Source organism: Mesorhizobium sp. M4A.F.Ca.ET.022.05.2.1 (assembly GCF_003998845.1).
In the GTDB taxonomy this organism is placed as follows: Bacteria; Pseudomonadota; Alphaproteobacteria; order Rhizobiales; family Rhizobiaceae; genus Mesorhizobium.
The window spans coordinates 24,351-38,606 of sequence record NZ_RZOJ01000005.1 but is presented as its reverse complement, the minus strand read 5'-3'; the positions used below and the strand labels follow the sequence as shown (position 1 = coordinate 38,606).

Genomic DNA, 14,256 nt, shown 5'->3' with positions numbered 1-14,256 from the left:
CGCCACGATCGCAAAGTGTGTACAAAAGCGCCCTCTCTGCCGAACTGAACAGTGCTCACGGCCATAGCCTCGGATGAGCCCGACTGGCTTGACCTCTGCATGATGAGAGCAGCTTTTACACCAGGTGCGCAGCACATGTCTTTAACGAACGCATCGTCTTCAAGAATATAGAGAGCAATTCGGAAAACCGAGTAGTTGGCGGCGAAGCTAGGAGAAGGTATACACCACCCTCTTGTTACCCCAGAGTAGAACGTGCAGCTGCGGCAAGACGCGGGCTTCGAACCACCTGTCGCTGGTCACCTTTTCTACCAGCGATTCCATGCGCATCATATTCCGTCGGACTCGACAGAGACGTCTTCATTACCACGGCGGGGCGGCGTGTGATTGCCGGGTTGCAGACAAACCTCGCCGCGACGTCTTTGGGACGAGTGGTGTCGGCACCGAATCCCTATCATTTAGACTAGCCAGCTTGGGGAGCGCCGTCAGACCGCCAGACCGGAAGAGGAGGCTTCGCGCCAACTTGTGCCAAGAATGTTGGACCGTGCGGAACCGCTGGGGCGGCGCTCAACTCTGGCGCAGGATGAAGCGTCGATTGGGTGAATGAATAGGGCGCGCGTTCGACGGGTAGAGGGAGGCAAATCGCTGGATGTCTGCCGGATCAACGTCAACCGGTTCCATCGCCACCATCCACTCGACGTTTTCGGTGCACGGCGGCGTCGTCAGTGAGCCCTCATAAGTCCAATAGCCAAGCGAGGCTGGCAGAAGCCAGTTGGGATTCACCTCGTCGATCGTCACCTCCCCATTCGGCAGTTCGGGAAAGGCCGCAGCAAGGGCAGCAAAGCTGGCATTTGTCGCGCCGGGCGTTAAAAAGACGCCCAGCACGCCCAGAGTACCACTTTGCGTGTCCTTGTGAACGAAATGCACCTCCATCGGGAAGCTCTTGCCCGCCACGTGATGTTCGCTTGGCGCATGGAAATGGAACTGTACCAGTTCGTAGACACGATCGCTGCGGGTCAGCGTGCTGCCTTGTGGCATATTGATTTGAATGGTGTGGCCGTTGTTCACCATATTGCCGCCGCCCTTGTGCCAGCCGATGGCGATATGCGGGATATCCGCCTTGACCGCGCTGTTGATATTGATCGGCGATTGCTGCGTGCCGGCAGAGCATACGAAATTTTCCTTATCCAGATCAGCCCAGTGCTCCGGTCCGACCGGACCGGTGTACCCCCAATGGGCACTGGTCGCTTGGGCGGCTTGAACGCAAATCCGGCATGCGCCGAGCGCAACCAACCCTTTGATCAGGTGACGACGATACATATTACTTTTGCTCCTCTTGCGAACTGATGTTGGTGGCTGCCCTAATGGACGCGTGATGGCCAATCGGCGCGGCCAGTATTGTCCTTTGCAACTGATAGATGCCCGCATGCCTTGGCGTGCTTTCATAAGTGCGGCTGCCGTTTCTCGGCTGGCCGGCTTCTGCAGCCCGCAACGGGAGCAGTTTCAACCAGCTAAACGATAAAAAATTTGAGCAGACCAGCGCTTGACCCCCGCCGCAAAGGCACAGGCGAAGGTGATCACTGCGCGGCTGCCGTTCGCGCCGGAGGCCGCATCGCTATACTTTACACTCGCTGCCCAAGGAGACGCAGGCGACCCTAATACGTTTTCATCGCTACTCCCGACGCAGCCGACCCACGCCACGAAAACGTTGCTATATTTCACGTTGGGCCAGTGAGGAAATCGATCTTCTTTATGGAAGGCATTTGCGCAATGGATGCATTCCCATGCTGACAGTCGTGCGTCAGGCCGGACAATGAGATACATCGATAAGAGCTGGACAAGGATGAGGGGATGACGTGCTTGCGACGGAGCAGGTGGGGCGAGAAGGCCAGTTCTTGCGGATTTCAACTTTGCGTGACGACAGCTCATCGGAGTCAAGGTGACACACGCCGGCAGCGGGGTGTCCGGGCGGTTTCCAGCCGCACAATCGCGAGACCGCTGACGCGAACAAAGCTCGGCTGTACTCGGCACGCGAAGAGAGCCTGCCAAGCCGTTGGAGCCCGGCCTTCCGGTGCGACGCAAGCCGCAGACTAGACCGCCCTCTTGTTACCCCAAAGCAGAACGTGCAGCTGCGGCAACACGCGGGCTTCGAACCACCTGTCGCTAGTCACCCTTTCGACAAGCCATTCCATTCGCATCATTATTCCGTCCAAGTCGACAGAGGCGTCTTCACTGCCAGGGCGCGGCGGCGTGTGATTGCCGGGTTGCAGATAGATCGGAAGGTGCGGATATCTCGCCGCGACTTCTTTGGCGTAGGCATAGTCACTCTCGTCGAAAACGACGAGCTTGAGCACGATTTGCGGCTTCTCTTGCGCCGCTTCGAGGCATGCATCAAACGCAGCCCAACGGGTGGTCATCTCGCTGGACGGCGGCTTTGGGCTAAGGGTCAGCACGTCAAGATCCGCAAACCACTCCCTCACCACGGAACCCTGCGTTTCCAGTGCAAAACGATAGCCCTCGCGATGGCCGCGTTCTATGAGGGGACCGAACGGCTGAATGGCCGGGTTGCCGCCTGACAAGGAGACCATAACCGGCCTGCCGCCGGAAAGCGCATGGACGGTTTGCCACACGGCATCGATCGGCATCGGTAGCCATTCATGGCGATACTGATTGTCCACCGCGTGAAGGCTGTCGCACCATGAACAGCGATAATCACATCCGCCGGTTCTGATGAACACCGTCGGCAAGCCGATGAGCACGCCCTCGCCCTGGATAGTCGGCCCGAATATCTCGCTCACACGGATTGCGGGATGCATGTCGGTCACGGACGGTATTCCGCCCAAGTTTTCGGTGTTTCGCTAACGCGCACGGCCGCGGTCTGCGGCAGACGTGCCTTGCACCATTCATAGAAATGTCTGGCCAGGCATTCCGCCGTGACCTTCTCATGTCCCAGCACGTCGTTGAGGTGCCGATGGTCGAAGCTCTCGTCAATGTAGCGTTTGAGCGGCGCCAGATCGTGATAGTCGCGCACGAAGCCGTGGGCGTCCAGTTCCTTGGCCGACAGCTCCACTACGACGACATAGTTATGCCCGTGCAGGCGCGCGCATTGATGGTTGGGAGGCAAGGAGGTGAGCTGATGCGAGGCCGAGAAGTGGAATTCCTTGGTGATGTGGAACATTACGCGCGCCTCCTGCGCAGCGCCTCAAGCCAGAAATCGGCGTCCTCGTAGTCGGTGGGATCAGCGTGCCCGGCGAGATGGAACGCTTCGCGCCGCTCGACGCAGGTCCCGCATCGTCCGCAGTGACGCACGCCGCCCTTGTAACAGGACCAGGTCTCAGCAAACGGGGTGCCGTATCTTGCGCCATCCGCAACAATGTCAGCTTTTCCGAGATTCACATACGGTGCATAGAGGCGTATCTGCGCATAGCCGTCGAGCGCGCGGTCTTGCATTGTCTGGAAAGCTTCAATGAAGGCCGGACGGCAATCGGGATAGATGAAATGGTCCCCACCATGCACGGCCGCCGCCACCGCTTCGGCGCTGTGGGCGGCGGCGAGACCGAAGGCGATTGCCAACATGATGGCATTGCGGTTCGGCACCACCGTAATCTTCATCGTGTCTTCGGCGTAGTGGCCGTCCGGCACGTCGATACTGCTAGTCAGCGCTGAGCCGGAAAGGCCACGGCCAATTTCGCCGATGTCGATGATCTGGTGCGGGACCTTCAGTCGCTGCGCGCAAAGAGCGGCGAAGCCCAATTCCTTCCTGTGCCGTTGGCCATAGTCGAAAGATAGAAGGCCGGTGAGTTCGTGCTCCGCTGCCACCATGTGAGCAAGGGAAACGGAGTCCAATCCGCCAGAGCAGACGGCGAGAGTCTTCATCATTGGTATCCTTGTTTTGACCGGGTAAGGCTGCGACCGGAGATTTCTCTGCGCCCCCACTACTCCAGCGACTCAGTTTTGTGAACCGGGAGAATTTGCGCTCAGCCCGATTGGAACGGGAGTGCGTCGCGTCCAACACGCGTGATCAATAAAAGTTGAGCGCTTCAGCAGTTTGTTTCGCATCGCGCCAACTTTCGCAATCTGCTGTCGGATCGTCGACTTCGAGACAAGGTGATGTTCGGCCGACATCGGCTGACTCTTAATTAAGCCGCAGAACACATGTTGGCTTTCTGGCCTTCGCTTGTGCGGTTGGCACGACAATTGACATTCTAATTGTGGGGCGGCACACCCCGCCAGCCGAAAGTGGCAGTGAGCTCCTTCAGGCGCAGGTTGATGTGCTGATTATTCGGCGATTTTCCGATCTCGAACCAGAAAGCGAGGGCGACATGGATGCCAGCAAATTTGACATTGGCGACATCCGCCTGGAGAACCCTGCGCGGCGCGATTGAGGCCGCAGGCGAGCCTGCTCTACCTGCCGCCCTACAGTCCCGACTTCAATCCGATTGAGAACGCCTTCGCCCAACCTAAGGCGCTGCTGCGAGCAAAGGCCGACCATCAAGGCTCTATGGGACTGACGTTGCCCCAGCAGTTTTGAGTTCGTTTCCGGCGTGGGTTGTGCCCTGCTGGGCGGGTGAAGCGACGGGCGCTGGCGCGGAGCCTTTGGCATAGCGCAGCGCGAGCGACCGTCGCGGATTGAAGGTGCTGGCGAACTTGGCCGGGGTCTGCCAGGCGATTTGGGAGTGCGGCCGCGCGGTGTTGTAGTCGGCGTGCCACAGGGCGATGGCTACGCGCGCCTGAGCCAGCGAGGTGAACAGCGTCTCGTTGAGCAGTTCATCGCGCAGTCGGCCGTTGAAGCTCTCGATGAAGCCATTCTGCATCGGCTTGCCGGGCGCAATGTAATGCCATTCGACGCGGTTCTGATCCGCCCAGGAGAGGATGGCGTTCGAGGTGAACTCGCTGCCATTGTCGCTGACGATCATCCTGGGCCGGCCGCGCTAGTGATGAGCCGGTCCAATTCGCGGGCAACCCGCATGCCCGAGAGAGACGTATCAACGATGAGTGCCAGGCACTGTCTCGTGCAGTCGTCGACGACGGCCAGGATGCGGAAGCGGCGCCCGTCGGTGAGCTGGTCCGATACGAAGTCGAGCGACCAGCACTCGTCGGGCCTCAGCGGCACCAGCATTGGCGCCCTGGTCCCGATCGCCCGCTTGCGGCCGCCACGGCGGCGAACGGCGAGCTTCTCCTCCCGATAGAGCCGGAACAGCTTCTTGTGGTTCACGACCAGGCCCTCCCGCCTCAGCATCACGAGAAGACGCCGGTAGCCGAACCGGCGACGCTCCTGCGCGATCGCCTTCATCCGCTCGCGAACCTCCCGGTCGTCCGGCCTGCTGGTCTGGTAGCGAACCGTCATGCGGCAACAGCCGATGGCTTTACACGCCCGCCGTTTGCTCATCCCGAAGCCTTCCTTCAGGCGAGCGACAGCTTTCCGCTTGGCGGCGGGCGTCACCATTTCTTTCCCACAAGGTCCTTCAACGCGGCATTGTCGAGCATGGCGTCGGCCAGAAGCCGCTTCAGGCGCGTGTTCTCGTCCTCCAGCCCTTCAGGTCGCCGAGCCTCGGTGACATCCATCCCGCCGAAGCGGGCCTTCCAATTGTAGATCGAGGCGTCGCTGACCCCGTGCTTGCGGCACAGATCGCCAACCGATACCCCGGCCTCGTGTTTCTTCAAAATTCCGATGATCTGCTCTTCAGAGAAGCGGCTGCGTTTCATGTCCTGATCCTCTGGATGGGCCAGAACGAACTTCAAACCGGATTAGATCAGAGGGGCAAGGCCTCGGCGCGGTCGTCGACCTCTTCACCCCAGCCGAATGTGCCAACTACTTCAAAGCCGCAGGATATGACCTGGATCAGATAGGACGTGCTCCAATGGTTTACACCTGACAGGAGTCCGGCCCCCACAACCGTTTCGCAATGAGGAGCAGCGCTGCCGCTGCTCCTCCAATCACACGACGGATTCACGATGCGGCAACTCGAGCCATGATTTCGGATCGAATGGCCGATGCGGTGTATAGTGAGGCATCCAGCGGCAAATCCCCAAATGCCAGTTGACACAGAAGATAATTAGCACCTGCCTCTTCCAGCTGATCAAGGAGAGCTTTTCGGACAGAATCTGCCGTTCCCACGACGCACAATTCACTTTCAATTGCTGCATCGAAGTTCAAAGGCAAGTTTGGTGGAGTGGAAATGGCATTTAGTTCGTATAGAAATTTGAAGCTATTGAGCCATCGTTCATAGGCAGGTGCTGCGAGCAAATACGCATCTGTTTCAGAACGCCCTATCACCACCATTCGGAGCAATCCAAGAAATGGCGCTTGCTGGCCAATGTCAGCATCGTGAATTCGGGCGGCGCGGAACGCGTCGGTAACGCTGCGAACAGAAGTGGAAGGTCCGACGCAGGCGATGTTTGCCCCATTCGCAGCGGCCCAGCTAGCCGGCTCGGGTCGATTGGTGGCGATCCATGTCGGCGGATGGGGATATTGGTGAGGTCTCAACGTCAGCGGAACATCTTTCAACTCAAAGTGGCGGCCCTGATAAGAAAGCGTCCCGCCTTTCATCGCATTGATGAGAATCTCACTGGCCTCCGCATACTGTTCTGGTGCTGCTTCTACAGCAACCCCGAAGTATCCCAATTCAGTGGGAGCAGAGCCGCGCCCTATGCCGAGTTCAAGCCTGCCGCCGCTCAACTGATCAAGCATGCAGATCTCCTCGAAGGCACGCAGCGGATGATAGAGCGCAAGTAGCATTACCATGGGACCAACACGAAGACTGCGGGTTCGCTGGGCGACGCTCGCTAAGAACAAATTCGGTGATGGACCTCTGCCATGCGGCGTACAGTGGTGCTCGGCGAGATGATACGCATAAAAGCCATAGCCATCGCACGCTTCTGCTAGGCTCAGCCGATCTGCATATTGTTGTGCGATGTCATCGCCGTTTTCGTCCAGATGATCGAAGATGCCGAAGGTCAGGCCCGAAGCGGAAATTTTCTTCAATTAATTGTTCTCCAAATTACCTATTATTTATTCGCTAATCATCATAGCTGGCGACATATCAGCACCTATTACTTGGCGCTTAATGTGAATTGACTTAATGCTTGTGCACACCGCGATTCTTCTTAAAGCTCATACAGACGCGTTTGGCGGCAGCAAGGAATTTGTCCATCTGCTCTGTGGTGCCAATGCTGACGCGAATACAGTTCTTCAAATCTACGTCAGGAAAGCTGGCGATGAGGATCGCCTGCTCTTTCAACGCGGCTTGCCAGCATGAGCCCTCCTGTCCCGCCGGCACACGGGCCAGCAAAAAGTTTGCGTGGGAGGGTGTTACGGAAAAGCCAAGTTGCAACAGCGCCAGGGTCACTCGCTGTCGTTCATGCTTGATGTGCCTGTGGTTCTCTTCGTAGGCGTGGCGATGCGCAAGAATGCTTTTCCCGACCGCCTGCCCGATCACGTTCATGTTGAAGACATTCTGGATGTTGCGCAGCCTGCCAATGATTTCTGGGTGACCGAAACCGAAGCCGACTCGCACGCCAGCAGCAGCATAGCTCTTTGAAAAAGTCCTCAAGATCAAAAGATTCGGATGTCTATTGACGAGGCGCAGGGCATTGTCGGGTGCGAAGTCAACGTAGGCCTCATCCAAGACGACCAAGCGATCTGCTTGCTCCACAAGGCGTTCGATTTCGGCCACCGGCACGAATGTTCCGGTCGGATTGTTCGGATTAGCCAACAGAATGAACTTCGCGTCTTTTGCGGGGCCGGACAGCAGTTTTTCTATCGGCAGGGGATGAGCTTCGCTCGATGCGATTTCGAGAAACTCGGCACCCTGCAACATGGCAAGTTTACGGTTGAACGAAAATCCGGGCGACAGCATCGCCACTCTATCTCCTGGGGCGAGGAAAGCTCTGTAGATGAGTCCGAGCAGCTCCGACGAACCGTTGCCGGCAATCACCTGATCTTTGGAAAATCCGTAAGCATCGGAGGCAGCTGCCCTTAAGCTGAGATTGTCGTCTTCCGGATAAAGATACTGGTGTTCGATCGCAGCAATTGCACTTTGCATTACGCTCTTCGGCAACGGAAACGGGTTCTCGTTCGTATTTAGCTTAACGCAATTTGCATCCGTCGCTGGTCCGTTGGACGAGAGAGCATCTAATTTGCTGGCCACCGGCGAAAAAAGCGAAAGCACGGTCTTCAGTTTTGCATCGCACATGTTCTTCTCCGTTTTTCAGTCCCGCAGGGCATGTGACATGAGGCAATAGTTGATCGTGACTTGATCGACGTTCGGCTATATCAGCGCTGCCTTCCCACCCTGGTGGGGATCGCCGACCACGGTTTGGATTTGACACCGGCAAGCTGTCGAGAACCTGATGACGACCCAACGTGTGGCCGACGGCCGATTCGGCGCAACAGACGGTGTTTCAACATCGCATCGTCCTCAAAGCCGCATGCAGGGCCTGCACGACAGCCCGTCTCCAGCGCCCGCAGATAGGTGGAAGCCGAAGTCTTGCCGAACCTCAGTTGCTCTGCCACCTGGCCCACCGGACTGCCCTGTTTATGGGTCAGGCGCAGGATATCTCTGACGCTCGTTCGTCTTGCTTGCTTCCGTCTTGGCATGGGCTCTCTCGGTTTGCTGATGAGAGAGCCAAATACCGGCTCATCTGAGCATGAGACGCAGGCCTGACGATATGGAGCGTCGCTGTGGCGCGCGTAGCCAAGAGGGTTCGCCTCGGTGGCGGGGCATGCAAGACGGCGCACCTCCTTAGCCATCCTGTCCCATCGTCTCAGATCGTGAGGCGCACCTTATAGTCGGTGAGGAGATCTTGCAGGGTCAGGTTACGCCCTAGCGCTTAAGGTTGTTGGTCGCACCGAGCAAGCGCGGGACCTGTCGACGGACAACAGCGGTGCCACTGCCGGCACTAGGTCGTCCAGCATCGCAGTGAACCGCGTACGTAGTATTTTGTCGTAGGCGGCATTCTGGATAGCCGGATACGGGCTCTTCACCCGCTGCACCACCGATTGCGGGATGATGTCGCGAGAAACATTCACGGATTTCGTGAAAAAAGTGTACCCGCCGAAGAGCCCCACTCGCGGGGGCGGTGCAGCACCACCTCGGTGTCACTGCTCGTGTTCATGCGATGGACTAGGCCGGCCAGCTGTTGACGCAGCTCGCGGTAGTTGTAAGTCTCACCCGTGTAGACGAGCACCAAGTCAGGTCGGCCATCCTCCTGGAGCATCCTCGGCTGACGGCCGCCCTGGATATCGATGATTGCCAGGCGGTGGTGTCCCAGCGCCGCAGGCCCGCCGATCCAAGTCCCCTCGTCGTCCGGACCGTGGTTCGCTATGGTGGCCGTCATATCGGCAAGCTCCCTTCGCGCATCGGGACCTCCGAGGTCTCGATTGAAGTCGATCCATTCACAGATGCCGCACAGGTTATGTCGCCGCATTTGGGGCGAAGCAGATATAAGGCCAGTGGGAAACCATCGAGGCAAAGTGACGGATCTAGCCCAGCTACGATCCGCATCCGACATTGTCGGACATCGGACAGCACCGCGATTCGCTGCATAGGAAGCCTGGAGTCGCGATTTCCCTTGGGGGAATCAGCGCATGAAAGGAGAGCTGGGTCGTGTCTGCCGAAATGAGAAATTGCTCCCCCTTATTGCCTCACCGAGGAATGTTACCCAGCGCGATAGACGGACATGCCCTACCTCCCCCCGTTGCAGCTGAGGGAGATAGGGGCCAGCTCTTCATTCAACCCTCATGGAGGATGATCAGCCCAGCCATTTCCATGCGCCGGCCTTCACAAGCCGTGCACCATTCAGGTTCTTTTCCTTGAAGCGCGACGATCCTTGTCAGACGTCGCAACACTTGCTGCCGAGAGCACGAGCTCTTCCTCGAGCATGCCTTGATCTGCGCCTCGAACGGCTCGCACATGCTGGGTTTCAACGACTTCGCAGAGGTTGATATTCTGCAGTGACTTCGTCTCGCTGCTGCACGACATTGACGCTGGGAGCCATGCTCGCGTGGCGCAATTGTGCTGAAGCCGGTGCCCACGGCAACGTTTCTTAACCCGCCCCAGATCCTGGCGTTTGGCTATTTCCGACATTCGTGTCCGGCTTCGGACAAAGGCCGGGTTTGCCGAACGGAGTCGCACCCAATTTCCAGTGCTGCTTGAGCAATAATATCGACCGGCATTACTGCACAACACGAAAGTTGCTGCAAAAACCGAAGTGAACCCAAGGCATCGGGTCAATTGGCATGGCGCTTGCGACTCGGTCGATAGAACGCAGTCAAAATCACGGTTGCAGACCATGCCTACCTCTCAAAGCTCGATAAAGCACGCGAGCGAAATTCCCCGTCTCCGCGGAAGCTCGTCGCCTTTAAACGTGCCTGCTCGGGGGCGGTCTTGCACAAGACCGGTCCGAGGCAACCACGCCAAGGCGCGAGGCTGCCGGAACTGTCGACCGAAGTCGATGCCGCTTCAGTTTAACCGAAAAATGCACCGTACCACTTTGGCCTGGGAGCAAATCAATGACCGACAGAAAGAACGTTCCTCTCGTGACCTTTCGCACGCGTGTTCGCGATGAGTCGATCGGGGGGCCAAATCCTTATCGGTGGGAGAACAAGACCTCCGACGATTATTTCGGGGGCAAGCGCGTCATCCTGTTCTCGCTGCCTGGCGCCTTCACCCCGACCTGCTCGACCTTCCAACTGCCCGATTTCGAAAAACTCTATGATCAATTTCTGGAACTGCGAATTGACGCGATCTACTGCGTCTCGGTCAACGATGCTTTCGTCATGAATGCGTGGGGAAAGTCCTTGGGGCTGCAGAAGATCGAGCTGATCCCAGACGGGTCGGGCGAGTTCACGCGCAAAATGGGCATGCTGGTCGCGAAGGACAATCTGGGCTTTGGCATGCGCTCCTGGCGATACGCCGCTCTGATCGACGATGGCGTGGTGGAGCAGTGGTTCGAGGAGGAAGGCTTCTGTGACAACTGCGAGACGGACCCCTATGGCGTTTCATCCCCGCAAAACGTTCTCGACAAACTGAAGGCGGCGGCATGACCCAGAAGTGGCAAGTCTCACACAACCCAAGCACACACTAGAGCATCCTCGGCAGATTACGGTTCAACATGCATCTCTCAGCAAGCCTGCTTCAACGCCAGAAGCAACGTATGGTCTTATCGCCTCAAGCCATTGAAGCTATTCGCTTGCTGCGATTGACGCATACTGAACTCCATCAGCTCGTGCAGCAGGCACTCGAGAGGAACCCCGTTTTGAAGCCTGACCCGTTTGACGACGATTCGCCGCTGTCAGGGGTGGATCAGCGGAGCAGTCAAAGCAGAAGCGAAATCGGCGAATCGCCCATTGGCGGGCCGTCTGGCGGGCGCGGGCAATGGAAGTCGCAACGCAGTAGCGGCAACGATCGACCTGCCGTCGAGGAGTTTACCGCCCACACCGAAACATTGCACGACCATGTCGCCCGCCAGGTCGCCCTCACCCCGTTCACCCCCCAGGAGCGGCTGATTGCCGGACAGCTCGCCGCCCATCTGGAGGACACTGGCTATCTTCAGGTAAACCTTTTCGATCTGGCCAGGAGGTTAAACGTTCGGCAAGCTGATGTGGAACGGGTCATCGGAATCTTGCAGCAATTTGATCCGCCGGGGATTTTTGCGCGAACTCTCAGCGAATGCCTGGAGATTCAGCTGCGCCAGCAAGACCGGTTCGACCCGGCTATGGCAGCTTTGGTCGCCAATCTCGAGATGCTTGCACGGGGGGATTTTCAGGGATTGAAGCAGCGTTGCGGAGTCGACGAGGAGGATCTCCTCGACATGAGGAACGAAATCCGCGCGCTCGATCCCAAGCCTGGAGACCGGTTCCAGTCCGGGACGCCGGAAACCATCGTACCGGACGTCTGGGTAATGCCCAAGTCCGAAGGTGGATGGCGGGTGGAGCTTGATCCGGCCACGCTGCCCAAAGTGTTGATCAACCACACCTATGTCGCCGAAATCTCGCAGCTGACCAATCAAAATCCGGAAGGCAAAGCGTTTCTCGACCATTGCCAGGAAAAAGGGAACTGGCTGATCAGCTGCCTCGAGCAGCGCGCTAAGACGATCCTTAAGGTTGCGACCGAAATCGTGCGCCAGCAGGATGCCTTTTTTACACACGGCGTCGCCCATCTGCGGCCTCTCTGTCTCAAAAATGTCGCTGACGGGATCAAAATGCACCAGTCGACGGTAAGCCGGGTGGCTTCGAACAGGTACATGTTAACTCCGCGCGGGGTGTTCGAGCTGAAGTATTTTTTCACAGCGACAATCGCATCCTGCGAGGGCGGCGACGCGCACTCCGCCAAATCTGTCCGCCATCGGATCAAGGCAATCATCGCCGAAGAATCGCTCGACAAGGTACTTTCCGACGAAGACATCGTTGCTCAGCTCAAGCAGACCGGCATCAATGTCGCTCGCCGTACCGTCACCAAATATCGCGAGGCGATGAACATCCCTTCCTCCATACTACGGCGCCGCGATAAGCGTTTGTCCGCAGCTGCGATCAAGCGAAGTGACTAACCGGCATTCCTGGTCGGCGAGAGGCGACTCTCAACTTCCTCCGGGCCGAAGCAGCTTTCGAAGTCCTGGCATTCCCGACAACTGGGTGCAGTGCATGACGAAAAGCCTTCGGCCTCACACAGCTTGCGGTAAAAGTACTTTTTCCATTTCATGTTTTCTGTGTTGCCTGCCGCCAGCGCGGGAAAATGTCTGGCAAGCAGGCGGCTGAGCTCAGCGCGATTTGAGAGGCCAAGATCCCGCCAAAGATGGTCCGTGCGCATCGCACGCCGGGCGATGATCTTGGCCAAGCGGCCGCTCGCCGGGTCGGCCGGCGCAGCATGCGCTAGCAGCAGCCGGCGTAGCAGCTCCTCTTCCAGTTCCGGCTCGGGCTCGCTCAACTCCTCCAAAGCGAATACGCTGCTGGAGGTAGACGGGAAAGTTGCGGCCAAGACATCACGCAATTCGACAGACGAAAGGCCTGTCCCCTCCGTCGCCAACACCTCGCCCGCCTGGACCTCCTCAAGCGAACGTGAATGTACGCAGGGCAGCACATGCTGATCGAAGCTCCTCCCTAGCTCGGACCCACGCCATTGCGCGCTGGATAGGCAGCCATCATCGTAACGGCCGGCTTCAGCTTCCGGCATGACAAAGCGCCTTGTTGACCGCAGGGATGATCTTGTCGCCCCAGAGCTCGATCTGGCGCAGCATCGTCTTTTGGTCGAAGTCGCCCAATTGAGTCTGAACTGCGATCTGGTCCGGTTTCAAGATATCGATCTCTTCCAGCAGGCGATCAATCACGCGATTTACGCTGCCAATCGGCAAATTTTTGCGCATGGTCTCGAAGGACAGATCCTGCTGGGTCGGTGTCTCCTGCAGCAGGTAGCCATCGTGGCTCTGTTGGCGGCGCTGATGCAGGGCTTCAGAAAGCCGGCGCTGGAAGCGGGCATTGTCGAGATAGCTGTTGATCTCCAACTCGTCGTGGCTGGCATAGCAGCAGCGCAGCAGCGATATCTTGACGTCGGTGACGTTCTTTTCCTCGGATGCCGCCGCCCTCTCGACTGATTCACGCAGTGTGGTCAAAGTCTCTAAGCCGTCGTGGAAGGCTGTGACAAAAAAATTGTGCCCCTCGCGGTAGGCCCGAGCCATCCGTGCGGCTCCGCCAGCGATCCAGATAGGCGGCGTCGGCTGCTGGACTGTGCGGACCGAAATCGCTGTTGGGGGGATCTTCTCATACTGGCCGTCGTGTTCGAAGACGTTTTGGTTGAGGCCCTTGAGAATGATGTCCAGGTATTCCGAAAAGACGGCCGGCGCCTCATCGATGTCCACGCCGAACCGTTCGAACTCGAACTGCTGGTATCCCAAGCCTACGCCGAGCTCGAGACGGCCGTTCGCAACGATGTCGGCGAAGCCGATCTCGGACAGCAGGCGCTGCGGTTGGTAAAGCGGCAGCACGCAGACGGCAGTGCCCAGGCGAATCGTGCTTGTCAAGCCGGCGCAGTGCGCCACCATCATCAGCGGGGATGGTATGAGGCTGTAATTGTTGAAGTGGTGCTCAGCAAACCACGCGGTGTTGAACCCAGCCTGCTCCGAAGCGACGGCCTGTTCGATGGAGTTGCGGATGACGCTTTCTGAGGATTGGTGATAGCCACGCTGGGCGGCCAGAATGAAAGTGGCAAATTCCATGATTTCTCCTCGTTATAGACACGTCAGCCGACCGGGAATGTGCTCGGC

Annotated in this window: 12 protein-coding genes and 3 pseudogenes; 4 read left to right on the top strand and 11 right to left on the bottom strand. The window is 58.0% G+C overall.

Annotated elements, in window-relative coordinates; all coding sequences use genetic code 11:
• Positions 1 to 207: 207 nt before the first annotated feature.
• The 5 genes and pseudogenes from EN745_RS36740 to queC form a co-directional block, all read right to left on the bottom strand.
• A pseudogene (locus EN745_RS36740) lies at positions 208 to 404 on the bottom strand (7-carboxy-7-deazaguanine synthase QueE); the annotation flags it as partial.
• Positions 405 to 564: 160 nt separating this feature from the next.
• A complete protein-coding gene (locus EN745_RS01545) occupies positions 565 to 1,317 on the bottom strand; it encodes a carbonic anhydrase (RefSeq protein WP_126063825.1) in 753 nt (250 codons plus the stop codon).
• A 770-nt stretch (positions 1,318 to 2,087) separates the two neighbouring features.
• Complete coding sequence (gene queE, locus EN745_RS01540) at positions 2,088 to 2,813, bottom strand: 7-carboxy-7-deazaguanine synthase QueE (RefSeq protein WP_164752747.1); 726 nt, start codon at positions 2,811 to 2,813, stop codon at positions 2,088 to 2,090.
• Between the two features lie 5 nt (positions 2,814 to 2,818).
• Complete coding sequence (gene queD / locus EN745_RS01535; protein ID WP_126063824.1) at positions 2,819 to 3,175, bottom strand: 6-carboxytetrahydropterin synthase QueD; 357 nt, start codon at positions 3,173 to 3,175, stop codon at positions 2,819 to 2,821.
• Entirely contained in the window at positions 3,175 to 3,873 is a 699-nt protein-coding gene (queC, locus tag EN745_RS01530) for a 7-cyano-7-deazaguanine synthase QueC (RefSeq protein WP_063170389.1), read from the bottom strand. Before queC ends, queD begins: the two co-directional genes overlap by 1 nt.
• 335 nt (positions 3,874 to 4,208) lie before the next feature.
• On the opposite strand from queC, the gene EN745_RS35895 reads away from it, so the two are divergent.
• Together EN745_RS35895 and EN745_RS01525 are read left to right on the top strand one after the other, a co-directional pair.
• On the top strand, positions 4,209 to 4,382 hold the full coding sequence (locus tag EN745_RS35895; protein ID WP_167512160.1) for a hypothetical protein: 174 nt from the start codon (positions 4,209 to 4,211) through the stop codon (positions 4,380 to 4,382).
• Positions 4,366 to 4,483 (top strand): annotated as a pseudogene (locus EN745_RS01525) (transposase); the annotation flags it as partial. The gene EN745_RS35895 and the pseudogene EN745_RS01525, both read left to right, overlap by 17 nt.
• Positions 4,484 to 4,496: 13 nt before the next feature.
• Here EN745_RS01525 and EN745_RS01520 read toward each other — a convergent pair.
• The 4 genes and pseudogenes from EN745_RS01520 to EN745_RS01505 all read right to left on the bottom strand — a co-directional run bounded on the left by EN745_RS01520 (position 4,497) and on the right by EN745_RS01505 (position 9,336).
• Positions 4,497 to 5,703, bottom strand: a pseudogene (locus tag EN745_RS01520) (IS3 family transposase).
• Between the two features lie 244 nt (positions 5,704 to 5,947).
• Positions 5,948 to 6,982, bottom strand: a complete 1,035-nt coding sequence (locus EN745_RS01515) for an LLM class flavin-dependent oxidoreductase (protein WP_095484287.1) — start codon at positions 6,980 to 6,982, stop codon at positions 5,948 to 5,950.
• Positions 6,983 to 7,076: 94 nt separating this feature from the next.
• Complete coding sequence (gene hisC, locus EN745_RS01510; protein WP_126063823.1) at positions 7,077 to 8,192, bottom strand: histidinol-phosphate transaminase; 1,116 nt, start codon at positions 8,190 to 8,192, stop codon at positions 7,077 to 7,079.
• A gap of 832 nt (positions 8,193 to 9,024) precedes the next feature.
• The gene (locus tag EN745_RS01505) at positions 9,025 to 9,336 is read right to left on the bottom strand and encodes a hypothetical protein (RefSeq protein WP_206437555.1); all 312 of its coding nucleotides are present in this window, start codon (positions 9,334 to 9,336) and stop codon (positions 9,025 to 9,027) included.
• A 1,174-nt stretch (positions 9,337 to 10,510) separates the two neighbouring features.
• On the opposite strand from EN745_RS01505, the gene EN745_RS01500 reads away from it, so the two are divergent.
• Positions 10,511 to 11,044: a peroxiredoxin gene (locus tag EN745_RS01500; protein WP_029356553.1), complete on the top strand. Its 534-nt coding sequence runs from the start codon at positions 10,511 to 10,513 to the stop codon at positions 11,042 to 11,044.
• A gap of 68 nt (positions 11,045 to 11,112) precedes the next feature.
• Entirely contained in the window at positions 11,113 to 12,546 is a 1,434-nt protein-coding gene (rpoN, locus tag EN745_RS01495) for an RNA polymerase factor sigma-54 (RefSeq protein ID WP_126063822.1), read from the top strand.
• Here rpoN and EN745_RS01490 read toward each other — a convergent pair.
• Both EN745_RS01490 and EN745_RS01485 read right to left on the bottom strand, forming a co-directional pair.
• Positions 12,543 to 13,169, bottom strand: a complete 627-nt coding sequence (locus EN745_RS01490) for a nitrogen fixation protein NifQ (RefSeq protein ID WP_029356557.1) — start codon at positions 13,167 to 13,169, stop codon at positions 12,543 to 12,545. The genes rpoN and EN745_RS01490 overlap by 4 nt on opposite strands.
• A complete protein-coding gene (locus EN745_RS01485; protein ID WP_024505249.1) occupies positions 13,156 to 14,208 on the bottom strand; it encodes an LLM class flavin-dependent oxidoreductase in 1,053 nt (350 codons plus the stop codon). The genes EN745_RS01490 and EN745_RS01485 overlap by 14 nt, the downstream gene beginning before the upstream one ends.
• Positions 14,209 to 14,256 lie beyond the last annotated feature (48 nt).

Excerpts from the sequence above, each read along its gene's own strand:
- EN745_RS01545 (WP_126063825.1), bottom strand. The coding sequence starts at position 1,317 with ATGTATCGTCGTCACCTGATCAAAGGGTTGGTTGCGCTCGGCGCATGC.
- queE (WP_164752747.1), bottom strand. The coding sequence starts at position 2,813 with ATGCATCCCGCAATCCGTGTGAGCGAGATATTCGGGCCGACTATCCAG.
- queD (WP_126063824.1), bottom strand. The coding sequence starts at position 3,175 with ATGTTCCACATCACCAAGGAATTCCACTTCTCGGCCTCGCATCAGCTC.
- queC (WP_063170389.1), bottom strand. The coding sequence starts at position 3,873 with ATGAAGACTCTCGCCGTCTGCTCTGGCGGATTGGACTCCGTTTCCCTT.
- hisC (WP_126063823.1), bottom strand. The coding sequence starts at position 8,192 with ATGTGCGATGCAAAACTGAAGACCGTGCTTTCGCTTTTTTCGCCGGTG.
- EN745_RS01505 (WP_206437555.1), bottom strand. The coding sequence starts at position 9,336 with ATGACGGCCACCATAGCGAACCACGGTCCGGACGACGAGGGGACTTGG.
- EN745_RS01500 (WP_029356553.1), top strand. The coding sequence starts at position 10,511 with ATGACCGACAGAAAGAACGTTCCTCTCGTGACCTTTCGCACGCGTGTT.
- rpoN (WP_126063822.1), top strand. The coding sequence starts at position 11,113 with ATGCATCTCTCAGCAAGCCTGCTTCAACGCCAGAAGCAACGTATGGTC.
- EN745_RS01490 (WP_029356557.1), bottom strand. The coding sequence starts at position 13,169 with ATGCCGGAAGCTGAAGCCGGCCGTTACGATGATGGCTGCCTATCCAGC.
- EN745_RS01485 (WP_024505249.1), bottom strand. The coding sequence starts at position 14,208 with ATGGAATTTGCCACTTTCATTCTGGCCGCCCAGCGTGGCTATCACCAA.